The organism is Undibacterium sp. JH2W, assembly GCF_049340425.1.
GTDB lineage: Bacteria > Pseudomonadota > Gammaproteobacteria > Burkholderiales > Burkholderiaceae_D > Undibacterium.
The window spans coordinates 58,415-71,502 of the sequence record NZ_JBMPOT010000024.1 but is presented as its reverse complement, the minus strand read 5'-3'; the positions used below and the strand labels follow the sequence as shown (position 1 = coordinate 71,502).

Sequence of the window (13,088 nt, the reverse complement as noted above, 5' to 3'; positions counted from 1 at the left end):
TTTATTGCTGACAGCCTTCCACAGTGCTTTTGCTGTCAAGGCTTGTGTCATTCGTTCTCCCATGGCATAGCCGACAATTTCGCAGGTATAGACATCCTTGACCCCTGCCAGATAAAGCCATCCTTCACCAGTGCTGATGTAAGTGATGTCGGTCACCCATACTTCATTTGGGCGGCCTGGAGCAAATGTCTGGTTCAGCAGATTTTCTGCTACCGGAAGCTGGTGATTCGAGTTGGTTGTCGCTTTAAATTTCTGCTTCTGTTTGCAACGTAAAGCCAACTTCCTGCGCAACCGGATAATGCGGTCACGACCAGCTTTAAATCCTTGGGCTGCCAGCTCCGGTTGCATACGTAGTGGGCCATAAGTCTCCCGGCTTTGCTTGTGAACTGCGGTAATCGCCAGTTTAAGACTCTCATCCTCCTTGGCACGTTCCGACGGGACGCTGTTTAGCCAGGCATAGAAGCCGCTACGGGAGACGCCAAAACTGCGACACAAGCTGGCAACGGGATAGTCGAGTCGCATGGTCTTCATGAACGCGTATTTGGCAGCGACTCCTGCGCAAAGTACGCTGCCGCCTTTTTTACGATATCGCGCTCCATCTTGGCCTGAGCCAGCTCCTTGCGTAGTTTGGCAACTTCCGCTTCGAGCTCTGGCACTGTGCGGCTTCCTGGGGCTGTCTTCTGCGGCTGACCACTCTTAGCCGCATTCACCCAACCAACTAAAGTCCCTTTCGGAATGGCAATACGAGATGCGGCTTCCTCTAGTGTCAACCCTTGCGCCAATACAAGTTTCACCGCTTCTTCCCGCAATTCCGGGGTATATCTTTTTTTCTGTTTCATTATTTCTCCTGATCGTTTATTTTAACAAACAGGAATGTCCGAAAAAGTCAGGATACCTCACACCTAGGATGAGTCAACATGCGTACGATTACGCTGCGCTAATCGTACCTACCAGGCAGCATGACCCGCACACGACATTGCATGATACACGGCTCAGGCTAGCTGACTCTTTCTATCCGTCATTGCTGCCTGACTGCGGGCGATTTCCAGTTCCATCGCCTTCATCTTTTCCTGGTGTTCCATCGTGCGCTGTTGCAGCTCGGTTTCGTGCTGGCTGGTCTTGATCCAGGCATTGCAGATAGCGTAGGCGATGGCGACAACAAATGCACCGAGGGGGACGATTTGAGAGTAAGAGAGTATGTCTAACATGACTGCCTTTCGTTTTTTGATTGAGACTACAGTGTAGGAGAAACAGGTAGCCTGTATAAGTAGCAACTGTCAGCAAACTAGCATGACAATTGTCATGCTAGTTCTTGGGAGCAAGGACTAGCCCTCGTCAAAAAATCTTTTTAATCGCTGCAGACATGCTGTCTTTGGCTGCAGCTTTACTACAATACCGGTACACCGGCACCCACACCAGCGCCCCCAGGGTCGCAGCCAGCATGTCTTTATGGGCATCCCAGATATCGCCTTGCTGGCCGTTATAGGCTTCGGCATCTTCCGCAGACATGGTGATGGCGACCAGCCATTCAAACCATTCATACCAGAGGCTGGTGACCATGATGGCTGCCAGCGCCAGGGTCAGGCAATAGCCGGTCCTGGGCGTGTATTTATGGCGAAATTGTTCTACCAGGCCAGGCACCAGGCAAAAGCCGTACATGAAATGCACCAGTCTGTCGAAATGATTGCGGCTCCAGCCCATGCTGGCCTGTAAGGAAAAGCCAAACAGGGATTTGATCCAGGCGTCATAAGGCACGTTTGAATATAGCCATCTGGCGGCCACGCAATGAACGGCAATGAACAGGCAAATCAGCAAGAAACTAGCATCGCTGATGGGATTTTTTCTGGCGTAATACCAGAGCAAGATCAGACCCAGGACCGTAAGCGAACTATGCAGTGCTTGTTCATAGGGCCACATGGGCTTGATCCAGCTGATGGCAAATACCGCAAGGGCAAACAGGAAAGATGAGGTTTTACTGAGTTTCATTATTGGGATAAAGAAGGATGCTGACAGTAAGACAAAGGCCAGGCGGCAGTTGTGGGCTCATACTAGCTTCATGATTCTGTGTCATCGCTCAAGTCGCGGGCCCACATCATAACCGAAGAGGCATGCTGTATCCGTCCTCATATTGGTGTTTTTTTTTGCTTGTAGTCATCGTAGGTGCGATTAGTGAAACGTAATCGTACGCATGCAAAGTGTAAAGCAGCAAATACATCTAGAGTGAAATCGACATTCGTACGATTACGCTTGGGCTAATCGCACCTACGCGGGCTGATCTATCTATTCTCCAGTCAGGCCTTAGGTGTGATGCCCATGTAGAGGCGGAACATGGCGATAAAGGCGCTCGCCCATGTCCAGTGCGACCGTGGAAGCGGCAGCATTCACAAAGAATGCTGCCTGCGCAAGATTTTTTGTTAAGCTATGCAGCTATATAAACGCTAACGTATTAGATGAAAAACCTGCTCTCTCTCATTTTCTTGCTACCTGTTCTTGCCTTTGCCGAAGGCAAGAATAGTGCAGCCACCTGCACAGACAAGACATGGCTCAATGCCGACACGCTGAAAAAATCGAAGATAGTTTTTCCCGTGTTTAAGCATTATTGCTATGGCGATCAAAGCGGTAATTATGTACTCTACCTCACGGAAAAACAGGATAAAACATACGGATCTGAAAAACTCTCCAGCGCCGTGGAAGCCCATTTGTTCAAGATTGCCAGCGATAAATCCCTGAGCAATATCATCAGCATACGCGACAGGGCCGAGAATGAAGAAGCTGGCATGGAATTCTGGAGCAAGCTGACAGAAATCAGTGATATAGACAGGGATGGCAATATAGATCCCATCCTGGTTTATCGCTTTTATAAGCAGGATGGTGCTGGCACAGACCGCGAAGCTTTTTCAGGTCGCATCAAGATCATCATGTTCTACAAAGGTGAAAAAGTCGTCATACGTGCCATCACAGGCAATCTCGATGGTGAACGACAGACTACCGCGACCGAGAATTTTTTCTCGCTACCTGCATCCGTACAAAAGCATTTGGTGAAGAAGATGGAAGGGATGTATAAAGATAATTTATACGGCTTTGATAATAGCTATCAATTTGTGCCGAGAAAATCGAAAGGAAACTAATGACTGTTTTTCCTGACCCTGCATGAAAAATCAGTCTGAAAGTCGCAGTCTGATAAGCTGCCTCATGTTAAGATGGAGATTAATTTTTGAGCAAAGAATCACATGGCTTTCCCTTATTTAACCGATGTCGTGTACAGCCTGTCCGGCATTTCTCTTCCTTTGCCTGTGCCCATGTTTGGCTTATTTGTCGCCATCGCCATGCTGGCAGCCTCATCCGCACTCAAGCATGAATTGCAGCGCAAGTACAATAATGGTCAGATTGGTGCTGCAAAGATAAGGCGCAAGGACAAAAATAAAGCCTACACTTTTGTTGAAGTGCCACCGCAAGAAATTGTGGCAGATCTCAGCATGATCGTCATGCTGACCGGTATCGCCGGTGCAAGACTATTTCATCTGCTTGAGCATACCGATGAATTTATGGCTAACCCATGGGCGATGATATTCACGACCTCTGGCCTGAGTATTTTTGGAGGTTTGATCGCAGGCACGCTGGTGGGTCTGTACTATCTCAGGAGATGGCAATTAGCCCTACGCCCCGCCCTGGATGCAGCGGCACCGGTGATGATGCTAGGCTATGCCATAGGTCGCATAGGCTGTCAGGTATCGGGTGATGGAGACTGGGGCAGCGTGGCGAACCTGGCACTCAAACCAGACTGGTTGCCTCTCTGGGCCTGGGCACAAACCTATGACAACAATATCGTTGGCGCAATCATTGCTGCTCCAGGCGTCTATCCCACGCCCATGTATGAAGTCTTGATGAGTATGGCCTGCTTTGCCTTGTTATGGACTTTCAGGAAAAATGCTTTCCAGGCTGGATGGCTGTTCTCCCTGTATATGCTGCTGGCTGGCGTAGAACGTTTGCTGATAGAAAAAATCCGCATCAATCCTGTATTTGATATTTTAGGTATTCATGCAACGCAGGCAGAATTTATTTCTGGTGCACTGATTGTTACAGGGCTCGCAGGTATGCTGATATTGCGCAAGCGTTTGCCAGCAATGCCCGTGACAGACGCAATGGCGAAGTAGCCCGGCTTGCTACCAATACCATTCTTAACATCGACACCTGGCTAGCGTTTGTCTTAACAATATATTTTTATTCCTGATGTCTGACAACGTCCCAGATATGAAACTGACTTCAATCGTTTTCCTGATTTTTTTATTGCCATCCCTCGCGTGGAGTCAAACCAAAATTGGTAATGCGGGCTGTGCCAATAACGCTATGTTATTGAGTGCGGGTACTTTAGAAGTCATTTCATAAATAGGGTGAGATGCGTTTGCCTCATAACCCGGGCTGGCCAATCAAAATCCATACAGGAATATCTGGCAAGGAAAATGAAGAAAATGTCTGAGGACAAGCTTTTCGCCTTTGAGCACAAGCACAATTATATGCCGCTCAAAAAGCGCGAGCCTTACAAGGAATTTTGAGGATAGCTTCTGGCGAATTCGCTACCCTCTTTTCCTTTAGCCTCAGGCAGGTTTGAATTCCATGCGCTTGATGTCACCGACAATAAACACATAGCAAAAAATAGCGATGGCGGCATTGGCTGCGACAAAAACCAGTGCACCGGCAAACGAACCAGTCGCTTGCAGGATATAACCGATGACGATGGGTGTAGTAATACCGGCGACGTTGCCAAAAGTATTGAACAGCGCACCACTGAGGCCACCCGCTTCTTTTGGCGCTGTGTCAGATACCACAGCCCAACCGAGGGCGCCTATGCCTTTGCCAAAGAATGCCAGTGACATGGTCGCAATGACGATCACATCTGTGCTGATGTAATTGCAGAAGATCATGCTCATCGCCATCAGCAGGCCGATGACGATAGGTGTTTTCCTGGCCCTGGACAAAGACACACCGGCCTTGATCATGCGGTCAGAAATGAGACCGCCGAGTACCCCACCAATAAAGCCTGCGATGGCGGGTATGGCAGCGACGAAACCCGCTTTGAGGATAGTCATGTGACGCTCTGTTACCAGATAGACCGGGAACCATGTCAGGAAAAAATACGTCAGTGTATTGATGCAATACTGGCCGATATATACCCCCAGCAGCATGCGGTTGGACAGCAATTGCTTGATGATGGAAGCAGTATCAAGCTGCTCTGTTTTTTTGACCTGATGGGCAGTCTCAAGATCAATCAAGGCCCCACCATCTTTTAAGTACTGGAGTTCTGCGGCATTGATGCGCGGATGCGTTTGCGGGTCGTGCAGTTTGAACGTCCAGACCACAGACATCATGATACCCAGAGAACCCATGACATAGAAGACGCTGGGCCATGCCCATTGATGAACTATCCAGCCCATGAAAGGCGCAAAAATCACGGTCGCAAAATATTGCGCAGAATTAAATATCGCTGCTGCCAGCCCGCGTTCACTGACAGGGAACCAGGCAGACGCAATACGGCTGTTACCCGGAAACGATGGCGCCTCTGCCGCACCAACCAGCAGGCGCAGCGCAAACAATACGGCAATCGCCGCAGCACCCGACAAAAAGCCCACGAGGCCCATGAGCATCGTAAACAATGACCACAGAAAGATACTGAAGAAATAAGTCCCCTTGGAACCATATCTGTCCAACAGCCATCCACCAGGGATTTGTGCCAGCACATAAGACCAGGCAAACGCTGAAAAGATAAAGCCCATCTGCACAGATGACAGGCCCAGGCTCTTGCTTAACTCCGGCCCGGCAATAGAAATAGATGCACGATCAGCATAGTTGATGGTCGTTACGATAAATAAAATCAGCAAGATACCCCAGCGGGTTCCCGTGCGTGTCTGGCTGTTCTGCCTGCCTGCTACTAATGCTTGCGCTTCCATCCTGTCTCCGGTTTGTATGTTTTTTTCGGCATGGCATACAAGCATCACTATGGATTAATGCCAATGTCGGATTAAATATATCTAAAACTATACTATGTTATAGGATGTCATACAACAATAGATTACAAGGGAACTGATTAAAACCAAAACTTATGTCATAGAAGCAATGCCCCTAAGAACCTGTTCACGATCTGTAGCAAGCAGGCGTCAGCGAGGAGAAGAGCAGCGCAAAACGCGATATCCTTCCAGTACATGGGCAGGTTGAGCAGCACATAAGCGCCGATCAAGCCCGTACAGTAAGATCCCGAACAGGTTCCAAGATCGTAAACAGGATCTACATGACCAGTATGAAGGTACTGCTATCGCTGAAAATTGCAAAGTTGTTATTATACTTATTACCACAAAGTCATCAGACAACATACCACCTCATCATCGCATGTGTATCGCTCGCATAATTGATAGGCTGGCAGGCGGGTCAGTTAGTGTAGGTACAATTAGCGGAGCGTAAGCCTACGCATGCAAAGTGCAAAAACAGCAGCAAGTCCCTCAAACTCGGCGTCAGAATCATCTTGCAATCTGTATCTGTGCGATAGCAGCGCAGCTATCCTGAATTCACTTTGATGCAGCGAATATCAGCCTTTGCCGACATGCGTACGATTACGCTCCGCTAATCGTACCTACGCAGACTACACTGGCCGCAGTCAAATGCTCTTGTAGGAGCGGCTTTAGCCGCGAACATGGGGTCGCCATACGCTATGGACGTTATTGGGCAATTTCGTTAGCGGCGATTCGCGGCTGAAGCCGCTCCTACGTGACGAGGGGCGCACTATTCTGACTCAGGCTTGCTGTGCTTTTCTCTCTGCTGCCATGGCGTTGTTCCTGGCGATGTCCAGTTCCATCGCTTTCATCTTTTCCTGATGTTCCATGGTGCGGTATTGCAAGTCTGTTTCCTGCTGGCCGGTCTTGATCCAGGCATGGCAAACTGAATAGGCGATGGCAACACAAAATGCACCGAGGGGAACGATTTGTGAGTAAGCGAGCATATCAGACATGGTAGTCTTTCCTTGGTTGATTGAGACTCCAGTATAAGGAAGGCGAACCATCTGCATAAGTAGCAACTGTAAGCAGTATCTCATGACAAATGTCAAGATTTTCATTGGCAGTGAAGACAGTCGCTATTACGTCTGGCGGCTATGCCCTCCCCCCATTATCCGCCACCGGGAACAAGCCTGACCTCGCCACTCTGGTCATCGATCATCAGTCAAACCCATGCCACCGGCATCACACGGGGACAATCGATTCGACCTGTTCCTCTGATAGCTGGGTGTGGGGATGGCTTTCAATACGATCATCGTTTTTAAGTAGCACTTTGAAGCCGTCTTCCCCAGAAAGACCAATTGCCCAATTTCCAACCGCAACATATGGTACCGGCAAGTTTACTGTAATTTCATGGTTTTCAAGATTGATGAAGGCGTCCAGGATACCACTTGATGATGCACGCAAATTAACTCTTAAATAGAATGCAGTTTTCAGCTCCCCCTGGAACGAGAAGTGTTGCATAACAATACTGTTCTTTTCAAAAGGGGCACCTTTTGGAACAATCCGCCATTCTGTTGCATCAAGGTCAACTTTTAATTCCAAATTTTTAGGTAAGCTGACTATACGTTCGTTTGGTAAATTTTCAAGAATCGCACTGTGCGTTTTATTAAATCTTTCAAATAGAACTATTTTCAGTCTGGTGTCTTCTCCAGATGCAAACTTGGTTACATAACCTAAAGTTAACTTCCTTTGCGAATTTAAGCGGGTCTCAATGTAGAAAATATCACCTAACTCCAGATCGCTGGCTTCGGACAATTTCAGATTTTTTGGTAATTTCATGGCTATCCTTGATAATCATGCCAAAAGTAGCATAATGAAAGGCAGTGTAATTATTGCAAACAAAAAATGCAATCATTGTTGGCGCTTACGCAAAAGCTTCACCATCAGCACTTCATCAAAATACGCGCCATCACTTTTCAGTGAGCGCGGCTCGGTCCTATAGATGTCAAAGCCCAGCTTCTGGTGCAAACTTACTGCGGCGAGGTTTGCCTTGACGGCGCTCAGGGTCACCTGTTCGACCATGCCTGCAACGACCTCCAGCAAGCGTAGGTACGGTACGATTAGCAGCGCGTAAGCCTACGTATGATGCGCGCCTGAATGACGGCGAGTCTGTTTTGACAGAAGGCTTGTGCTTGTTTGGTTTTTCTTTTTCAGACGATGTGAAACAAGGTTAGCGGCAGGTGGTTGACATGCGTGCGATTACGTTTTGCCATCACACTGTCTGCGGCCTGGTCTTGTGAAAGCTCACCGTACTGTATTGCACAGATGACGGCGGTGGTGCCTGCAAGATGTGTTTTTTCATCGCCCCTATGATGTGCATCTCACACGGCTTGCAGTCGAATTTGAGCGTGTATTTTTCTTCGCCCGTGACCAGGGTCATCGGTTCGGCCTTGACCTGGCCTTGTACGCCTTGCACGCCCTTGGCCTGCTTGGGGCAGAGGTTGAAGGAGAAGCGCAGGCAGTGTTTGGTAATCATCAGCGATACTTCACCCGGCTCTTCATGTGACTCGTAGGCAGCAGCGATCAGTTGTACGGCGTGTTTTTCATAGAAGCTGCGGGCCTTGTGGTTGTACACATTGGCAAGGTAGCTCAGGGTTGTCTCTGGATACGCGACTGGCGGTTCAACGGCCGGTGTGCGTAATGGACGCAACCATGCTGAAAGACGTGCGGCCTCGTGCGCAGTGACAGCATCGCGGCGCAAGGCGTTAATGACGGAGGATGGTACGAACCAAGGCTGCTGCAAATCCAGATTGACCTGCGCTGCTTCAAACATGGTATTACCGAGCTTGGCGAGATTGTCGCGCAAGCCGGCTTCTGCCTTGTCGCGGTTTTGTGCGGGTTCCAGTGCCAGTTGCGTACTGACTTCAGAGCTTACGCCATCTTCATCGGTGATTTTCAGGCTCAGGCCATCTGCTTTTTCTGTCAAGCTCATATAGACAGGAATGCGGCGCTCGGCAGACTTCTTGGTCAGTGCATGTTCCCAGCGATGGTCACGGTTACGGTTGATCAGGGTGCCGACTTTGAGGCTGACCAGATCGGCCATTTTTTCATTCGGGAAGACGCGCCAGATTTCACCGTTTTCTGATGCGCCTACGCGTTCTACCGTGTTGGCTTGTATGCCCGCGACTTCACGCTTGACCATGTAGTTGAGGCCGTCACCGTTGGACATGGGTTCATTGGCTTCTATCTCAAAGTAGTTGGCAGCCAGGCGGGTCACATAACCGAGGTGCAGGCCTACATATTTGGGCGAATCAAATGCGCCTATGTCGTCGAGACGGCCATTGGCAAAATAATCTGTGTGGCCGCGGTGGAAGTTCTTGTCCACATTGGGACTGAATGACACCTGGCTATGGCCGCTGGACGCGCGCGTGAATTCTGGCCTGCGCTCGAGAATTTCATCCAGCAGCAAGCGGTAATGGGCGGTGATGTTCTTGACATAGCCCATGTCCTTGTAGCGGCCTTCTATCTTCAAAGACTGTACGCCCGCATCGAGCAGTGCTTCAAGATTGCGGCTCTGGTCATTGTCTTTCATCGACAACAAATGTTTTTCATAAGCGACTACCCTGCCCTCGCCATCGCTGAGGGTATAAGGCAGGCGGCAGGCTTGTGAACAATCGCCACGATTGGCGCTGCGACCATTGTCAGCATGCGAGATATAGCATTGGCCAGAGAAAGCCACACACAAGGCACCATGCACAAAATATTCAAGCGGCGTGGCAACCTGGGCCTTGATGGCCTGTATCTGCTTGATCGTCAGTTCACGTGCCAGTACCAATTGCGAGAAACCGACATCGCCAAGGAATTTGGCTTTTTCCACGCCACGGATATCGCATTGTGTGCTGGCATGCAGTTGGATGGGCGGGATATCGAGTTCCAAAATGCCCATGTCTTGCACGATGAGGGCATCGACACCGGCGTCATACAGCTGACGTATCTGCTTCCTTGCCGGTTCCAGCTCAGAATCATGCAGGATGGTATTCATGGTCACGAAGATGCGCGCATGATAGCGGTGGGCAAATTCCACCAGGCTGGCTATCTCGCTGATTTCATTACTGGCATTGTGACGCGCGCCAAAAGAAGGGCCACCGATGTAGACTGCATCAGCACCATGCAAGATCGCTTCCCGGCCTATCTCTACAGTTTTGGCGGGCGATAACAGTTCGGTCTGGTTGACTAGCAAGCTCATGGCGGTGGCAAATGACGGGGAAAGGGCGAAATTATAAAGGAAATCAAGGGCTTATGTCGTATTTGATGCTGTGGCCAAGCCTGAATTGAATATTAGTTATGCAATATTCAAGCTCACAAACCCAGTTTCTTGAGTATCAATCAACTTTAGCAGATCGTTTTTGCCATCTGCAGTGTAGGACAAAGCAGGCAGATAAAAAGCAGATAAGCAAAATATATAGGCTGCAAACAAATTTTCATTGCGTAAAAAGTACGCTTTTCTGTTTCCTTCACTTGCCTGCTCTACAATACCGCCTGATGTCATTATTAGAATACTTATGCGCCTCATTCCTGCCAGCCTGTTTTTTGTCTTGCCCCTGCTCCCTGCCTGCGCTTTTGCACAAGCCAGCCTGCCACCGGCAGTCGAGGTCGCCTTCAGCAAGACCAATGTCCCGGTACAAGCCTTTAGCGCCATCGTCATGCCAGCCAGTGGCGGTGCTGCTGTCCTGACGCAAGTCGCAGACAGGCCCATGAACCCCGCTTCGGCCATGAAACTGGTCACTACCCTGGTCGGGCTGGAAGAGCTAGGCCCCAATTTCCGCTGGAAGACGCAAATCCTGGCGGATAAAACAGCGAAAAAAAACAATGACAGCCTGACTGGCACCATGTATTTGCGTGGCGGTGGCGACCCCAATCTGTCCATAGAAAAACTGAGCAGCATGCTGCGCAATCTGCGCAACCAGGGCTTGCGAAAATTGCGTGGTGATCTCATTCTTGATCGCAGTTATTTCCAGCCTGAGCGACCCGATATAGGCGCACCGCAATTCGATGAGTTCCCGGATGCTTATTACAACGTCATACCGGATGCCTTGCTGGTGAACAGCAATCTGAGCAGCATCTCTCTGGAATCAACAGGCGATAAGATAGAGGCACGTCTGAACACACCGCTGGATAAGGTCAAGATCACCAATCACCTGCACTTGAATGAGCTACCCTGCTCAGCCTGGGAGACAGAATGGCTGCCGCCTGTCATAGAAACCACCAGCAATGTCATTGATGACCCAGAAGCAGAAAACCCAAATGCACCAGCCACAAAAAAACCGGCGCACCAGACTACCCGTGGCGGGCTGGAAATCACCTTGAATGGTGGCTTCCCTAAGCGCTGCAAGATCACCAATAATATCAATATCCTGGACCGTAACCAGTATCTGGCGCACCTGATACGCGCCCTGTGGCAAGAGATGGGCGGCACCTGGCAGGGTGAAGTGCGCGATGGTAAAACACCCGCCTCTGCCACAGTCTTGACTGAGCGTGTGTCCGAGCCGCTGGCGGATATACTGCGCATCATCAACAAGCAATCCGACAATGTCATGGCGCGCACGCTCTACCTGACTTTGGGTGCCGAATCAGGCAGTGCAGGCAATAAACAGGGCATGAGCAATTTGCAGGCAGCCGATGCACGTATCAGGCAATGGCTGTTCAAACAAGGCATCAACGATGCCGGGCTGGTGCTGGAAAATGGCGCGGGCCTGTCACGCCTGGAACGTATCAGCCCGCAACAAATGGCTGGTTTATTGCAAGCTGGTGCGCGCAGTAACTGGTATGCAGAATTTGCCAGCAGCCTGCCTGTAGCCTCGCTGGATGGCACCATGCGCCGCCGTTTGAAAGGTGGCCCGGCAGAATTGCGGGCGCGCATCAAGACCGGCACACTGAAAGATGTGGTCGCCGTCGCCGGTTATGTCAGGGATGTCAATGACCAGCAATGGGTGGTCGTGGCCATGATCAATCATGATGAGGCTGCGAGGGCCAAGGCTGCGCTGGATGAATTAATCAACTGGGTCGCGGCCGGGCGGCCTTGACGACTACTCGCCTATTTGGCTTTATGCTGCTTATCATTCTGGACCACATATTGTTGCGTGGCCGGATCAAACACCAGCCTGATCTTGCCCAGTAGTGGCGTGATGAGCAAGTCGTAGCCTGTCAGGCGCTCACCCGTGCTATCTGTGCCATGGCTGACTTCACGATAGCTGATGATCTTGCCTGAAAATTCCAGCAATAGCGGGCCTGGCATGGTGGTGCCGGGGCTGAGCTGCCATCTGGCCAGGTAGTCATGGCAATGGGGTGGTGCCGGGTCGCTGTCGCGCAAGTGCAGGCGCAGGTGCTTGCCTTTACCTGAGCGCATCAGGCTTTCACATTCTGGCCCACTTTCAAAATGCCGGACCAGATCAGGGTCCTTGCTTTTATCGAACATAGGGCTGATCTTGTCGGCCTCTATGCGCAATAAGCGCAGCCAGATATTCACTTCATTTTTTTCTACGTGGCTATGTTCTATCGCCAGGGCAAATTCGCCAGGAAATAATTCCACCAGGCTGGTCTTGCTGATACGGCCATCGGGGGCCAGCCATTCCACCACGTCCTGGCGATTGGTCAATGACCAGGCTTCGCCACGACGCTGAAACCAGTAGGCAGCAATCAGATTGGGTAAGCCAGACTCCAGTGGCTCGCCCTTGACCAGCAAGACTGCGGTATCTTCTGCCAGCTTTTGCACGTGCAGGGCATGCATGCGCAGGGCCAGTTCTGCTACCGGTCTGGCTGAGGCCGGCAGCTCTGCCTTTAACTGCGGTGCCTTGACGATGGCCTTGTCATCTACCACATCCCAGCCCTTGAATACCAGGCGCATGAGGTCGCGCTGCTCCAGGGTTTGCACAGATTCTGTGCGTGTGCAAGCGGCCAGCAGACATAGCGCAAGCAAGGAAAAAAAATGGAAGAGCGGGCGATGCAGGCTTGGTTGAACAGTTAATTGCACAATGGATTACGCAAAAGAAAATCTTCTATGAAGCAAAATAGATTTTAACTGAAGCCTGATGAAGAGCCGATATC

The 13,088-nt window shown here is 50.3% G+C and carries 12 protein-coding genes and 1 pseudogene; 3 read left to right on the top strand and 10 right to left on the bottom strand.

Annotated features, from left to right (window positions below; all coding sequences use genetic code 11):
• From ACO0LC_RS26205 to ACO0LC_RS26195, 3 genes and pseudogenes are all read right to left on the bottom strand, one after another.
• Window positions 1-839 (bottom strand): annotated as a pseudogene (locus ACO0LC_RS26205) (IS3 family transposase); the annotation flags it as partial.
• A gap of 153 nt (window positions 840-992) precedes the next feature.
• A complete protein-coding gene (locus ACO0LC_RS26200) occupies window positions 993-1,208 on the bottom strand; it encodes a hypothetical protein (RefSeq protein ID WP_423008725.1) in 216 nt (71 codons plus the stop codon).
• A 127-nt stretch (window positions 1,209-1,335) separates the two neighbouring features.
• Window positions 1,336-1,986, bottom strand: coding sequence for a DUF2238 domain-containing protein (locus ACO0LC_RS26195; protein WP_423008723.1), 651 nt, complete (start codon window positions 1,984-1,986; stop codon window positions 1,336-1,338).
• Between the two features lie 464 nt (window positions 1,987-2,450).
• Between ACO0LC_RS26195 and ACO0LC_RS26190 the strand changes: the two genes are divergently transcribed.
• Together ACO0LC_RS26190 and ACO0LC_RS26185 are read left to right on the top strand one after the other, a co-directional pair.
• A complete protein-coding gene (locus ACO0LC_RS26190; protein WP_423008721.1) occupies window positions 2,451-3,128 on the top strand; it encodes a M949_RS01915 family surface polysaccharide biosynthesis protein in 678 nt (225 codons plus the stop codon).
• A 102-nt stretch (window positions 3,129-3,230) separates the two neighbouring features.
• Complete coding sequence (locus tag ACO0LC_RS26185) at window positions 3,231-4,154, top strand: prolipoprotein diacylglyceryl transferase (protein WP_423008719.1); 924 nt, start codon at window positions 3,231-3,233, stop codon at window positions 4,152-4,154.
• Between the two features lie 441 nt (window positions 4,155-4,595).
• Here ACO0LC_RS26185 and ACO0LC_RS26180 read toward each other — a convergent pair whose 3' ends face one another.
• From ACO0LC_RS26180 to ACO0LC_RS26155, 6 genes are all read right to left on the bottom strand, one after another.
• Window positions 4,596-5,945: an MFS transporter gene (locus ACO0LC_RS26180; protein ID WP_423008717.1), complete on the bottom strand. Its 1,350-nt coding sequence runs from the start codon at window positions 5,943-5,945 to the stop codon at window positions 4,596-4,598.
• An 836-nt stretch (window positions 5,946-6,781) separates the two neighbouring features.
• Complete coding sequence (locus tag ACO0LC_RS26175; protein ID WP_423008715.1) at window positions 6,782-6,997, bottom strand: hypothetical protein; 216 nt, start codon at window positions 6,995-6,997, stop codon at window positions 6,782-6,784.
• Between the two features lie 229 nt (window positions 6,998-7,226).
• Window positions 7,227-7,823 (bottom strand): hypothetical protein, encoded by a 597-nt coding sequence (locus tag ACO0LC_RS26170; protein ID WP_423008713.1) that lies wholly within the window; start codon window positions 7,821-7,823, stop codon window positions 7,227-7,229.
• 72 nt (window positions 7,824-7,895) lie between these two features.
• The gene (locus tag ACO0LC_RS26165; RefSeq protein ID WP_423008712.1) at window positions 7,896-8,066 is read right to left on the bottom strand and encodes a GNAT family N-acetyltransferase; all 171 of its coding nucleotides are present in this window, start codon (window positions 8,064-8,066) and stop codon (window positions 7,896-7,898) included.
• Window positions 8,067-8,256: 190 nt separating this feature from the next.
• Window positions 8,257-10,230: a peptidase U32 family protein gene (locus ACO0LC_RS26160; protein ID WP_423008710.1), complete on the bottom strand. Its 1,974-nt coding sequence runs from the start codon at window positions 10,228-10,230 to the stop codon at window positions 8,257-8,259.
• A gap of 96 nt (window positions 10,231-10,326) precedes the next feature.
• Entirely contained in the window at window positions 10,327-10,533 is a 207-nt protein-coding gene (locus tag ACO0LC_RS26155) for a hypothetical protein (protein ID WP_423008708.1), read from the bottom strand.
• Window positions 10,534-10,546: 13 nt separating this feature from the next.
• Between ACO0LC_RS26155 and dacB the strand changes: the two genes are divergently transcribed.
• Window positions 10,547-12,067 carry a D-alanyl-D-alanine carboxypeptidase/D-alanyl-D-alanine endopeptidase gene (dacB, locus tag ACO0LC_RS26150; protein ID WP_423008706.1) on the top strand — a complete coding sequence of 507 codons (1,521 nt, stop codon included), beginning with the start codon at window positions 10,547-10,549 and terminating at the stop codon, window positions 12,065-12,067.
• Window positions 12,068-12,078: 11 nt separating this feature from the next.
• Here dacB and ACO0LC_RS26145 read toward each other — a convergent pair whose 3' ends face one another.
• Window positions 12,079-13,014, bottom strand: coding sequence for a hypothetical protein (locus ACO0LC_RS26145; RefSeq protein ID WP_423008704.1), 936 nt, complete (start codon window positions 13,012-13,014; stop codon window positions 12,079-12,081).
• Between the last annotated feature and the right edge of the window lie 74 nt (window positions 13,015-13,088).

What these genes read in the sequence shown, in the direction of transcription:
- ACO0LC_RS26180 (WP_423008717.1), bottom strand. Translation starts at nt 5,945, where the DNA reads ATGGAAGCGCAAGCATTAGTAGCAGGCAGGCAGAACAGCCAGACACGC.
- ACO0LC_RS26165 (WP_423008712.1), bottom strand. Translation starts at nt 8,066, where the DNA reads ATGGTCGAACAGGTGACCCTGAGCGCCGTCAAGGCAAACCTCGCCGCA.
- ACO0LC_RS26200 (WP_423008725.1), bottom strand. Translation starts at nt 1,208, where the DNA reads ATGTTAGACATACTCTCTTACTCTCAAATCGTCCCCCTCGGTGCATTT.
- ACO0LC_RS26195 (WP_423008723.1), bottom strand. Translation starts at nt 1,986, where the DNA reads ATGAAACTCAGTAAAACCTCATCTTTCCTGTTTGCCCTTGCGGTATTT.
- ACO0LC_RS26185 (WP_423008719.1), top strand. Translation starts at nt 3,231, where the DNA reads ATGGCTTTCCCTTATTTAACCGATGTCGTGTACAGCCTGTCCGGCATT.
- ACO0LC_RS26175 (WP_423008715.1), bottom strand. Translation starts at nt 6,997, where the DNA reads ATGTCTGATATGCTCGCTTACTCACAAATCGTTCCCCTCGGTGCATTT.
- dacB (WP_423008706.1), top strand. Translation starts at nt 10,547, where the DNA reads ATGCGCCTCATTCCTGCCAGCCTGTTTTTTGTCTTGCCCCTGCTCCCT.
- ACO0LC_RS26160 (WP_423008710.1), bottom strand. Translation starts at nt 10,230, where the DNA reads ATGAGCTTGCTAGTCAACCAGACCGAACTGTTATCGCCCGCCAAAACT.
- ACO0LC_RS26155 (WP_423008708.1), bottom strand. Translation starts at nt 10,533, where the DNA reads ATGACATCAGGCGGTATTGTAGAGCAGGCAAGTGAAGGAAACAGAAAA.
- ACO0LC_RS26170 (WP_423008713.1), bottom strand. Translation starts at nt 7,823, where the DNA reads ATGAAATTACCAAAAAATCTGAAATTGTCCGAAGCCAGCGATCTGGAG.
- ACO0LC_RS26190 (WP_423008721.1), top strand. Translation starts at nt 2,451, where the DNA reads ATGAAAAACCTGCTCTCTCTCATTTTCTTGCTACCTGTTCTTGCCTTT.